Source organism: Massilia arenae, from assembly GCF_008014745.1.
In the GTDB taxonomy this organism is placed as follows: Bacteria; Pseudomonadota; Gammaproteobacteria; order Burkholderiales; family Burkholderiaceae_D; genus Telluria; species Telluria arenae.
On sequence record NZ_VPFD01000022.1, the window covers coordinates 1 to 11011 of the forward strand.

Below are 11011 nucleotides of genomic sequence, written 5' to 3' on the forward strand. Positions count from 1 at the left end.
ATTGGGCCGTCAGCGGCCGAGCACACCAGGATCGCGCCGTCCATCTGCGCAGCACCGGTAATCATGTTCTTGATGTAGTCGGCGTGGCCTGGGCAGTCAACGTGCGCGTAGTGACGGTTTTCGGTCTCGTACTCGACGTGCGCGGTGTTGATGGTGATGCCGCGTGCTTTTTCTTCTGGAGCCGCATCGATCTGGTCGTAGGCCTTGGCTTCGCCGCCGAATTTCTTCGACAGGACGGTAGCGATTGCAGCCGTCAGGGTGGTTTTGCCGTGGTCAACGTGACCGATGGTGCCGACGTTGACGTGCGGCTTGGTCCGTTCGAATTTACCTTTTGCCATTTCCAAATTCCTTTAAGAGAAACGATATATTTTGTTGAACTGGAGGGACGGGACGTCCCATCCCTCCATTATCTATTACTTGGACTTCGCGGTGACGATGGCGTCAATCACGTGCTTCGGAGCTTCCGAATAGTGCTTGAATTCCATCGTGTAGGTCGCGCGGCCCTGGGTCGCCGAACGCAGCGAGGTCGAGTAACCGAACATTTCCGACAGTGGCACTTCGGCTTTAATGATCTTGCCGCCGCCGCCTGGGATTTCGTCCATGCCCTGCACCATGCCGCGACGCGACGACAGATCGCCCATCACGTTACCAGCGTAGTCTTCCGGCGTTTCCACTTCGACCGACATCATCGGCTCGAGGATGACCGGGCTAGCTTTACGGCAGCCGTCCTTGAACGCCATCGAGCCCGCCATGCGGAACGCGTTTTCGTTCGAGTCGACGTCGTGGTACGAACCGAAGGTCAGGGTGACTTTGACGTCGACCACTGGGTAACCAGCCAGCACGCCGGTGGTCAGGGTTTCGCGCACACCCTTCTCGACTGCAGGGATGTATTCGCGTGGAACCACACCGCCCTTGATCGCGTCGATGAACTCGAAGCCCTTGCCTGGCTCTTGCGGCTCGATCGACAGGACTGCGTGACCGTACTGACCACGACCGCCCGACTGCTTGACGAACTTGCCTTCGACGTCGGTGACTGCCTTGCGGATGGTTTCGCGGTAGGCAACCTGTGGCTTGCCGACGGTTGCTTCCACGCCGAATTCACGCTTCATGCGGTCAACGATAATTTCCAGGTGCAGCTCGCCCATACCACCGATGATGGTCTGGCCCGATTCTTCGTCGGTACGCACGCGGAACGACGGATCTTCCTGTGCCAGGCGGTTCAGCGCCAGGCCCATTTTTTCCTGGTCGGCCTTGGTCTTTGGCTCGACAGCCTGCTGGATGACCGGCTCAGGGAAGACCATCTTTTCCAGGGTGATGACAGCCGAAGGATCGCACAGGGTTTCGCCGGTGGTCGCTTCTTTCAGGCCGACTGCTGCGGCGATGTCGCCGGCGCGGACTTCCTTGATTTCTTCGCGCTGGTTGGCGTGCATCTGCAGGATACGACCCAGGCGTTCCTTCTTGCCCTTGATCGGGTTGTAGACGGTATCGCCCGAATTGATCATGCCCGAGTAGACGCGGAAGAAGATCAGCTGGCCGACGAACGGGTCGGTCATGATCTTGAACGCCAGTGCCGCGAACTTTTCGCTGTCGTCAGCCTTACGGGTGACCGGCTGGTCGTCCTCATCGGTACCGGCCACTGGTGGAATGTCGACTGGCGATGGCAGGTATTCGATCACGGCGTCGAGCATGGCTTGCACGCCCTTGTTCTTGAACGCGGTACCGCACAACATCGGCACGATTTCCGATGCAATGGTGCGCTGGCGCAGGGCGGTCTTGATCTCTTCTTCCGACAGATCGCCTTCTTCCAGGTACTTGTTCATCAGGTCTTCGTTCGCTTCAGCAGCGGTCTCGACCAGTTTTTCACGCCATTCGTTCGCTTGCTCGACCAGGTGCTCTGGGATGTCAGCGTATTCGAATTTCATGCCTTGCGAAGCCTCGTCCCAGATGATTGCTTTCATCTTGACCAGATCGACCACGCCTTGGAAGTTGTCTTCGGCGCCGATTGGGATCACGACCGGGACTGGGTTCGCCTTCAGGCGTGCGCGCATCTGCTCGTACACTTTGAAGAAGTTCGCACCGGTACGGTCCATCTTGTTGACGAATGCCAGACGTGGGACTTTGTACTTGTTAGCTTGACGCCACACGGTTTCCGACTGTGGCTGCACGCCACCGACTGCACAGTAGACCATGCAAGCGCCGTCGAGCACGCGCATCGAACGCTCGACTTCAATGGTGAAGTCAACGTGGCCCGGGGTGTCGATGATGTTGATGTGGTGAGGCTGGAAGTTCTTGGCCATACCGCTCCAGAAGCAGGTCGTCGCTGCCGAGGTAATGGTAATGCCGCGCTCTTGCTCTTGCTCCATCCAGTCCATCGTCGCAGCACCGTCGTGCACTTCGCCGAGCTTGTGGTTGACGCCCGTGTAGAACAGGACGCGTTCGGTGGTGGTAGTTTTACCAGCATCGATGTGAGCCGAAATACCGATATTGCGGTAGCGCTCGATGGGGGTCTTGCGTGCCATAATTTTTCCTAAATCTTTGAATGGACAAAACCGAGCAACATCTTGACGATCAAAATGAGCTCGGCCTGAACAACAGATACTGCAGGGGCCTTAGATTGGGACAAAAAGCCCCAAGCCAAGTCCTGATGCTTAGAAGCGGAAGTGCGAGAACGCCTTGTTCGCTTCTGCCATGCGGTGGACTTCGTCACGACGCTTCATTGCGCCGCCGCGGCCTTCAGCCGCTTCCAGCAGTTCACCACCCAGACGTTGCGGCATGGATTTTTCGCTGCGCTTGTTTGCGGCTTCGCGCAACCAACGCATGGACAGCGCCATACGACGAACCGGACGAACTTCCACTGGCACCTGGTAGTTGGCGCCACCGACACGGCGGGACTTGACTTCCACCAGCGGCTTAGCGTTGTTGATCGCGGTCGTGAACACTTCCAGCGGGTCTTTGCCCGACTTGGATTGAATGTGTTCGAATGCACCGTAGATGATGTTTTCTGCAACCGACTTCTTGCCGGACAGCATCAGAACGTTGACGAATTTGGCGACATCGGTGTTGCCGAATTTTGGATCCGGCAGGATCTCGCGCTTGGGTACTTCACGACGACGTGGCATTTCAATTCCTTCCTGTCTTCAGTTGAGTGCGGTGACCGCACTCGCGAAAGGCCCTCATGACCCTTCACTTACTCGGCCTTGCGGCCGGCTCAACTTATCTAATTAATGTGACGTGTCGGTGACACGACCGAAGATATTACTTCTTCGCAGCCTTGGCACGCTTGGCGCCGTACTTCGAGCGCGCTTGCTTACGGTCTTTGACGCCCTGGGTATCCAGTGCACCGCGAACCATGTGGTAACGCACACCTGGCAAGTCTTTCACACGACCGCCGCGCAGCAGCACGACACTGTGTTCTTGCAGGTTGTGGCCTTCACCGCCGATGTACGAAATGACTTCGAAACCGTTGGTCAGACGCACTTTAGCGACTTTACGAAGTGCCGAGTTAGGCTTCTTCGGGGTGGTGGTGTACACACGGGTGCACACGCCACGTTTTTGCGGGCAGTTTTCCAGTGCCGGCGACTTGCTCTTCACAACCGCGGCTTCACGCGGCTTGCGAATCAGTTGATTGATGGTTGGCATCGTTCCTAATCCAACAAAATTGCTACTGAATTGACGACCCGGGACGGCGAACATGCTGGCCCGGGGACTAAACCTAGTCCCGTAAGAACTGACAGCGGAGGCGACGAAAGCCACTCAACGAAAGGAGCGGCTGCGAATGCGTATACGATGTGCAGAATAAAAACGAGAACTCGCGAATATACGCCGAATGTGACGACGGGTCAACCTATTTGCTGCCCTGTTAAGTCGTTACCGGCCGCGCGGCCGGTAAACCGTGGCGAATATGCCAGCGTTGCCTATGTACGACGAGCGATGTCGACGAAGGCCTCCAGGTAGGCGGTGCCGGCATCGACCTCACGCGTGCCCAGGAATATCTGCTTGAACACGCCCTCGGTCCCGAGCCGCACCGGCGCCACTGGCATCCGGCCCGCGTACTCGTCCACCAGCCAGCGCGGCAGCGCCGCCACGCCGCGACCGCTGGCCACCATCTGCAGCATGATGTCGGTGGTCTCGATCGGTTTGCGCTGGCGCGGTGCGCAGCCGGCCGGCAGGAAGAACTGGTTGTAGATGTCGAGCCGCTCGATGTCGACCGGGTAGGTGATCAAGACGTCGTCCGACAGGTCGGCCGGCAGCACATGCGCGCGCCCGGCCAGCCGGTGGCCGCTCCCTACCACCAGCACCTGCTCGTAGTCGAATACCGGCACGAAGTTCAGGCCCGGCTTGAACAGCGGGTCGGGCGTGACCAACAGATCGATCTCGTAGCCGTGCAAGGCCTTGAGGCCGCCGAACTGGAAGCGCTGCTTGACGTCGACGTCGACCTCGGGCCACGCCGCCAGATAGGGATCCACCACCTTCAGCAGCCACTGGTAGCAGGGATGGCACTCCATCCCGATACGCAGGGTGCCGCGTTCGCCGCGCGCGTATTCGTGCATCAGGCGCTCGGCATGCTCGAGCTGCGGCAACACCCGCTCGGATAGCGCCAATAGATAGCGCCCGGCCTGGGTCAGGCGCAATGAGCGGCCCTCGCGCGTCCAGACCGGCGTGCCGAGCTGCTGCTCGAGCTTTTTCACCGTATGGCTCAGGGCCGACTGCGTCAGGCACAGCACGTCGGCGGCGGCGGTCAGCGAGCCGCGCCGGTCGACCTCGCGGATTAAGGAGAGGTGGATGCGTTCGATCATGTCACATGAGCAGAATTAATGGATGGATGAAATCATATCAATTTCATTCATGAATCAAGCGGCCTATGATGAACTCATCCATTCTTCACCAGGCTGACACCATCATGACGACCACCCACACCCTCGGCTTTCCGCGCATCGGCGCGCGCCGCGAACTGAAATTCGCCCTCGAACGCTTCTGGAAGGGCGAAGCGACGGCCCAGGAACTCGGCGCCCAGGCGGCACAACTGCGCCAGCGCCACTGGCAGCAGCAATCGAAGCTCGACTTCGCCCCGGTCGGCGACTTTTCGCTGTACGACCAGGTGCTCGACATGAGCTTCACGCTCGGGAACGTGCCGGAGCGCGCTCACAGCCACCATGGCGATGCGCTGGATGCTTCGCTTCACTCCTATTTCCGCGTCGCGCGCGGACGCAGCCAGGGCGACCATGACCACGCCTGCGGCGGCGTCCACGCCGGCGAAATGACCAAGTGGTTCGACACCAACTACCACTACATCGTCCCCGAGTTCGGCGCCGACACCAGTTTCAGGCTCGACACCGCGCGCCTCGACGAACAGCTGGCCCAGGCGCGCACGCTGGGCGTCAAGGCCAAGCCGGTCATCGTCGGCCCCCTGACTTATCTGTGGCTGGGCAAGACCAAGGACGGCAGCGACCGGCTCGACCTGCTGCCACGCCTGCTGCCGGTGTATGCCGAGCTGCTGGCCTGGTTCGTCACCCAAGGCATCGAATGGGTGCAGGTCGACGAGCCGGCGCTGGTTACCGAACTCGATGCGCGCTGGCAGGCCGCTTATGCGAGCGCCTACGACACGCTCCAGCACAGCGGCGCCAAACTGCTGCTGGCGACCTATTTCGGCCGTCTGGAAAATAACCTGGCGCTGGCCTGCGCGCTGCCGGTCGATGGCCTGCACCTGGACGCGATCAATGCCCGCGCCGAGATCGCGCCGGTGATAGCCGCGCTGGGCCAGGACAAGGTGCTGTCGCTGGGCGTGATCGACGGCCGCAATATCTGGAAGACCGACCTGCACGCGACGCTCGAATGGCTCGAGCCGGTGCAGCGCCAGCTGGGCCAGCGCCTGTGGATCGCGCCATCGTGCTCGCTGCTGCATGTGCCGGTCGATCTGCAGAACGAGACCGCGCTCGATCCCGAAATCCGCTCCTGGCTGGCGTTCGCCGTGCAAAAGCTGGAAGAACTACGCATCCTGGCCCATGCGCTCGACCATGGCCGCTCGCAGGTGCAGCTCGAACTGGTCGAGAATGCCGCCGCGATCGACCGCCGGCGTGCCTCGAAACGCGTGTCGAACCCGGAAGTGGCGCGGGCCCTGGCCGCGATTACCCCTCAGTTGGGGCAGCGCGCCAGCAGCCACGCCGAACGCAGCCTGAAACAGGCCGCCCTGCTCCAGCTGCCTAGCTATCCGACCACCACCATCGGTTCCTTCCCGCAGACGGCGGCGATCCGCCAGGCCCGCAATGCCCATAAAAAAGGCGAACTGGATGCGGCGGCGTACGAAGAAGCGATGCGCGGCGAGATCGCGCGCTGCGTGCGCGAGCAAGAAGCGCTGGGGCTGGACGTGTTCGTGCACGGCGAGGCCGAACGTAACGACATGGTCGAATACTTCGGCGAGCAGCTCGACGGTTATGCCTTCAGTCAGAACGGCTGGGTGCAATCCTATGGTTCGCGCTGCGTGAAGCCGCCGATCCTGTTCGGCGACGTGCGCCGGCCGCAGGCGATGACGGTCAAGTGGACCACCTATGCGCAATCGCTGACCGACAAACCGATGAAGGGCATGCTGACCGGCCCGGTGACGATCCTGAACTGGTCGTTCGTGCGCGACGACCAGCCCAGGTCCGCGAGCTGCCGCCAGCTGGCCCTGGCCATCCGCGAGGAAGTGCTGGACCTGGAGCGCGCCGGCGTGCGCGTGATCCAGATCGACGAGGCGGCCCTGCGCGAAGGCTTGCCGCTACGGCGCGGCGAGTGGAAGAACTACCTGGACTGGGCGGTCGAATCGTTCCGCATCACGGCCAACGGCGTGGCCGACGAGACCCAGATCCACACCCATATGTGCTATTCGGAGTTCAACGACATCATCGCCGCGATCGCCGCCATGGATGCCGACGTGATCACGATCGAGACCTCGCGGTCAAGCATGGAGCTGCTGGACGCCTTCGATGACTTCAGCTATCCGAACGAGATCGGGCCGGGCGTCTACGACATCCACTCGCCGAACATCCCGAGCCAGGACCACATCGTGGACCTGATGCGCAAGGCCGCCACCCGCATCCCGGCCGAGCGCCTGTGGATCAATCCGGACTGCGGCCTCAAGACCCGCAACTGGGAAGAAGTGCTGCCGGCGCTGCGCAATATGGTGGCGGCGGCGCACACCTTGCGCGCCGCCTGAGGTCTAGTCGACCTTTTTCAGGAAATCGCTCACCGCCTTCACCAGCAACGGCGAGACCGGCAACGACGGATCGCTGTAGGCCGCGGCCTGCAGCGCCGGGTCGGCCCGCACGTGCTTGAAGATATGGTTCATGCCGGGGATGATGGCCAGGGTCGCATCCGGCTTGGCGCGATACAGGCCATTGGCCTGGGCGACCGCCACCTGGATATCGGTATTGCCCTGGACGATCAGCACCGGCATGGTCAGGGCGGCGATGCACTCCGATGGCACATACTTGAACCACGAGATCATATAGGGCTGGACACTCGGCCGGTACAGGGTCAGCAGCGCAGGCGGCACCTGGTCGACCGTCGTGCCTTTCTCGAGCGATGCCAGGATGCGTTCGCTCTCCTTGTCCAGTTCGGGCGGCAGCTTGCCGGCCAACTGCTTGCGCAGGACGGTGGACGGACCATCGGCGATGCCGGCGATCGAGACGAAGGCCGCGGCGCCGGCCTGCTGCGCCGCCAGCATGCCGATCAGGGAACCTTCGCTGTGGCCGATCACGGCCACCGGGCCGAAGCGCGGATCGGCCTTCAGCCGGGCGACCCAGGCCGCGGCGTCGTCCACATAGTTCTCGAAACGCAGCTCGGATTCGGTCGGACCGGCCGGCAGGCTGGCGCCAACGCCGCGCTTGTCGTAGCGCAGCGTGGCGATGCCCTCCTCCGCCAGCGCCATCGCCAGCATCCTGAGGCTGTCGTTGCGACCGGGGATCAGGGGGTTGTTGCCATCGCGGTCGGTGGGGCCGGAACCGGCGATGATCAAGGCGACCCGCGGCTTGCCCTCGAGGGCGGCCGGCAATTGCAGGGTGCCGGCGATGGAGCCGGTCGGCGTGTCGAGATTGATGTGTTCTTCGCTCGTTTGGGCCGAGGCAATGCCGGCGGCCAGGAACAGCAGCAGGGCGGCGATGAAGCTGGTGGAGGATTTCATGCGCGCCTCGCGGTAATCGTCTTGGGCGAGACCACAAGGACCGCCAGCCAGCCCAGGAAGGTAAAGCAGCGCTGCAAGCCCACGAAACACAGGAACCAGACAGCCCACTGCGCGGCGCTGAACTGGACCGGCTCGTACTGGATTCCGACCGCGTGCAGCAAGCCGATCGTCGAGATCACCGTGAGTATGGCCACGGGTGCGGAAAACCACCACTTTCTTTCAAGCTCAGACATAGCATTCCTCATTCAATATCATTCACGCTGCGACGGGCATGCCGCGCTGCGCCAGGCAGAAGCCCTGGATGCGCTCCAGCGCCGCCTCGGCTTCACGCTGGTCCAGCCCCGCCCCGAAATGGTAGCGATGGGTCGCGGTCTCGATCTCGATCCGGCCATGACCGAAGCCCAGGGCATCCCATTTTGCCTCGGGCGTCCACGCCTCCGGCGCCGGCAGCAGCCGCACCGCGCGGATCTCGTCGGGCCGGAAGGCCAGCTCGATCGGCGGCAGCTCGCCCGCAGGCGCGATGTACAGCTCATCCCGGAACACGAAGTTGCGATACAGCGCCCAGGCGGCCACGCTGACGATGGACAGCGCGCAGGCGGTGAAGATCACCACGCCGAGCGACAGGTCGCGCCGCGCGCCGCTTGCCAGGCCATAGGCCAGCAGGCAGACGAAGCAAAAGGACATGCACGCGGCAAAGCCACGCTTTTGGGTTGGACAGACGATATGCAGGACCAGGCTGGCGCTCATTCCTCTTCTTCGAAAACGGCCTTGATTGTGAAAGATACCACTTCTCGAAGAATGGAAGATGCGCGAATTATCTCCTGACCTTATATTCCGGGCTCCAGCGCACCCGTGAACCAGCCCAGCTCCCCGTCCAGCGCGGCCCGGATCGGTCCCGGCGTGAGGCCGGTCCAGCGCTTGAACGAGCGCCGGAAATTGGCGGCGTCATGAAAGCCCAGGTAGCGCGCGACCTGTTCGTTGTCGGCCCGTTCGACCTGGAACAGCCACAGCGCCACATGGGTGCGCACCCCGTCGAGCTCACCCTGGAAGTGGGTGTGGTGGCGCAGCAGCTGGCGCTTGAAGGTCGCCGGGCTGACGCCGAAATCGGCCGCCGTGCGCTCCAGCGTCGGCGCCATGCGCACATTTTCCAGGAGGTAGTCGTAGAGCGCGGTCAGGATGCCCGGCGCGCGCGATTGTTCCTGCTCGGCCGCCTGCAGCGCGAGGCGCGCCGCCATCTCGCTGGCGCGCGGCCACGGCCGGTCGAGCCAGCCGGCGGGCAGCAGCATGGCATCGAGCTGGCAACCGAAGCGCAGCTCGGTGCCCAGGTGGACATGATGCTGTTCGACGTGGCGCGGCGCGCCGCGGTTGAAGCAGAAGCGCCACGGCAGGCGTTCGCCGCCCAGCCAGCGGCACAAGGCCACCACCGCCGTCATGTGCATCTCGACCAGGGCCGGCCGGATGCCTGGCGCACCATAGGCGTCGACCCAGTACAGCAGCGCCACGTCGCCCCAGGTCTCGAAGCGCGGCCGCAACAGCGGCGTCAGGCGCGCGTGGAAGCGGCACAGCGTCTGCAGCAGCGCGCGCAGGTTCGGCGCCTGCACCAGCGCATGGCTGGCGGCGCCGTCGTGGCCGGGCAGCAGCAGCTGGCCCAGCATGAAGCTGGTGTCGGGGCTGTCCAGCGTGTGCAGGGTGTTCGCCAACTGCTGCAGGTATTGCGCCGGCGCGACCAGTCCATCTGCATCCAGGCCGGCCACCAGCCCGGTGTCGCGCAACAGGTCGGCGTCGTCGGCGTCGCGCGAGCGGCCGTATTCCAGCGCCAGCGCGGGCTGCTGCCGCGCCGGGATCGAGGGTTCTCCGGCTGGCTGCCAGGCGATCACACGGCGTCCATCTGGCGGCACAGGGCGGCCAGCAGCGCATCCGGCGCGCCCTGCGCGGGCGCGCAGCCATGGCGCAGGGAAATCCGCACCCGTCCGCCCGCCGCATGGTGGCGCATCGAGGACACCATGCGGCACAGATGCTGGGCGGCGTCGCGCGCGTCGAGCTCCGTCAGGCCCGGCATCAGCACCGCGAAGCGGTCGCCGGCATAGCGGCACAGCAGGTCTTCGTTGCGCAGGTTCAGGAGCAGCATGTGCGCCACCGCCTGCAGCACGCGGTCGCCCTCCGCCTGGCCGTGTTCGCGGTTAATGCGGTGGAATTCGTCGATGTCGAACAGCACCAGTGCGCTGACGCCTTCGCCTTCATTGCGACGGCTCTCCAGGCGCAGCTGCTCGCGCAGGTAGACGGCGTCGGCCAGCTGGGTGATGCGGTCGAACGGACGGTGATTGCGAAACAGCCGCTCGCGCTTGCGCATGTGGTCGGACAGCGTGGCCTGCTCCAGCTTCCAGTAATACATGCCGACGGTAAGGATCAGCATCCCGAGCGGCAGCAGCGACTCCAGCGCGTTGTCCCACAGCGCCGCCTTGTCGATGTCGACCACCTCGTCCAGGCAATCGGCCCAGGAGCCAAGCATGATGCAGGCCAGGCCGCCGGCCAGCAGCCGCGTGACCAATCCGTCCGGCCGGCTGGACAGCACGGTCAGGCACCACAGCACCGCCAGCAGCGAGGTGCCGCCCTCGCTCGCGATATCGACCCAGTCCCATTCGGCCATCGGGATCGTCGTCCCGGCGCCGACAAACAGGAAGGCGAAGGCGCCGAGCAGCGCACCGATCAGCAAGGCATGGCGGATAACGTTGGACATGGAGGCAGCGTTCGAGGTGGATCGCCGGAACATAGCGCAGCCAGATGACCGCAGGATGACAGGATGGCAAAACTGTCTCGCCCCGGCACAGGGTCCGAACGGCTCAGCCGATCCAG

The 11011-nt window shown here is 63.2% G+C and carries 11 protein-coding genes; 1 reads left to right on the forward strand and 10 read right to left on the reverse strand.

From position 1 onward, the window contains the following. The 5 genes from FVD38_RS18640 to FVD38_RS18660 all read right to left on the reverse strand — a co-directional run. Window positions 1–338: GTP-binding protein (locus tag FVD38_RS18640; protein ID WP_229493822.1), on the reverse strand; the 338-nt coding region annotated here is incomplete at its 3' end. Between the two features lie 75 nt (window positions 339–413). Then, window positions 414–2519: an elongation factor G gene (gene fusA / locus FVD38_RS18645; protein WP_147936210.1), complete on the reverse strand. Its 2106-nt coding sequence runs from the start codon at window positions 2517–2519 to the stop codon at window positions 414–416. A gap of 129 nt (window positions 2520–2648) precedes the next feature. Then, window positions 2649–3119, reverse strand: a complete 471-nt coding sequence (rpsG, locus tag FVD38_RS18650; protein WP_137172371.1) for a 30S ribosomal protein S7 — start codon at window positions 3117–3119, stop codon at window positions 2649–2651. 136 nt (window positions 3120–3255) lie between these two features. Beyond that, entirely contained in the window at window positions 3256–3639 is a 384-nt protein-coding gene (gene rpsL, locus FVD38_RS18655; protein ID WP_005663517.1) for a 30S ribosomal protein S12, read from the reverse strand. Between the two features lie 275 nt (window positions 3640–3914). Next, window positions 3915–4796, reverse strand: a complete 882-nt coding sequence (locus FVD38_RS18660) for a LysR family transcriptional regulator (protein WP_147936211.1) — start codon at window positions 4794–4796, stop codon at window positions 3915–3917. 104 nt (window positions 4797–4900) lie between these two features. Between FVD38_RS18660 and metE the strand changes: the two genes are divergently transcribed. Then, window positions 4901–7192 carry a 5-methyltetrahydropteroyltriglutamate--homocysteine S-methyltransferase gene (metE, locus tag FVD38_RS18665; RefSeq protein WP_147936212.1) on the forward strand — a complete coding sequence of 764 codons (2292 nt, stop codon included), beginning with the start codon at window positions 4901–4903 and terminating at the stop codon, window positions 7190–7192. Window positions 7193–7195: 3 nt separating this feature from the next. On the opposite strand, the gene FVD38_RS18670 is transcribed toward metE, so the two are convergent. The 5 genes from FVD38_RS18670 to FVD38_RS18690 all read right to left on the reverse strand — a co-directional run bounded on the left by FVD38_RS18670 (window position 7196) and on the right by FVD38_RS18690 (window position 10895). Then, complete coding sequence (locus FVD38_RS18670; RefSeq protein ID WP_147936213.1) at window positions 7196–8158, reverse strand: alpha/beta hydrolase; 963 nt, start codon at window positions 8156–8158, stop codon at window positions 7196–7198. Next, a complete protein-coding gene (locus FVD38_RS18675) occupies window positions 8155–8391 on the reverse strand; it encodes a hypothetical protein (protein WP_147936214.1) in 237 nt (78 codons plus the stop codon). The genes FVD38_RS18670 and FVD38_RS18675 overlap by 4 nt, the downstream gene beginning before the upstream one ends. Before the next feature lie 22 nt (window positions 8392–8413). Next, entirely contained in the window at window positions 8414–8842 is a 429-nt protein-coding gene (locus FVD38_RS18680) for a hypothetical protein (protein ID WP_147936215.1), read from the reverse strand. A 143-nt stretch (window positions 8843–8985) separates the two neighbouring features. Then, window positions 8986–10035 carry an AraC family transcriptional regulator gene (locus tag FVD38_RS18685; RefSeq protein ID WP_147936216.1) on the reverse strand — a complete coding sequence of 350 codons (1050 nt, stop codon included), beginning with the start codon at window positions 10033–10035 and terminating at the stop codon, window positions 8986–8988. After that, on the reverse strand, window positions 10032–10895 hold the full coding sequence (locus FVD38_RS18690; RefSeq protein WP_147936217.1) for a GGDEF domain-containing protein: 864 nt from the start codon (window positions 10893–10895) through the stop codon (window positions 10032–10034). Before FVD38_RS18690 ends, FVD38_RS18685 begins: the two co-directional genes overlap by 4 nt. Window positions 10896–11011 lie beyond the last annotated feature (116 nt).

Coding starts and splice junctions, on each gene's coding strand:
- fusA (WP_147936210.1), bottom strand. CDS start 2,519: ATGGCACGCAAGACCCCCATCGAGCGCTACCGCAATATCGGTATTTCG.
- rpsG (WP_137172371.1), bottom strand. CDS start 3,119: ATGCCACGTCGTCGTGAAGTACCCAAGCGCGAGATCCTGCCGGATCCA.
- rpsL (WP_005663517.1), bottom strand. CDS start 3,639: ATGCCAACCATCAATCAACTGATTCGCAAGCCGCGTGAAGCCGCGGTT.
- FVD38_RS18660 (WP_147936211.1), bottom strand. CDS start 4,796: ATGATCGAACGCATCCACCTCTCCTTAATCCGCGAGGTCGACCGGCGC.
- metE (WP_147936212.1), top strand. CDS start 4,901: ATGACGACCACCCACACCCTCGGCTTTCCGCGCATCGGCGCGCGCCGC.
- FVD38_RS18670 (WP_147936213.1), bottom strand. CDS start 8,158: ATGAAATCCTCCACCAGCTTCATCGCCGCCCTGCTGCTGTTCCTGGCC.
- FVD38_RS18675 (WP_147936214.1), bottom strand. CDS start 8,391: ATGTCTGAGCTTGAAAGAAAGTGGTGGTTTTCCGCACCCGTGGCCATA.
- FVD38_RS18680 (WP_147936215.1), bottom strand. CDS start 8,842: ATGTCCTTTTGCTTCGTCTGCCTGCTGGCCTATGGCCTGGCAAGCGGC.
- FVD38_RS18690 (WP_147936217.1), bottom strand. CDS start 10,895: ATGTCCAACGTTATCCGCCATGCCTTGCTGATCGGTGCGCTGCTCGGC.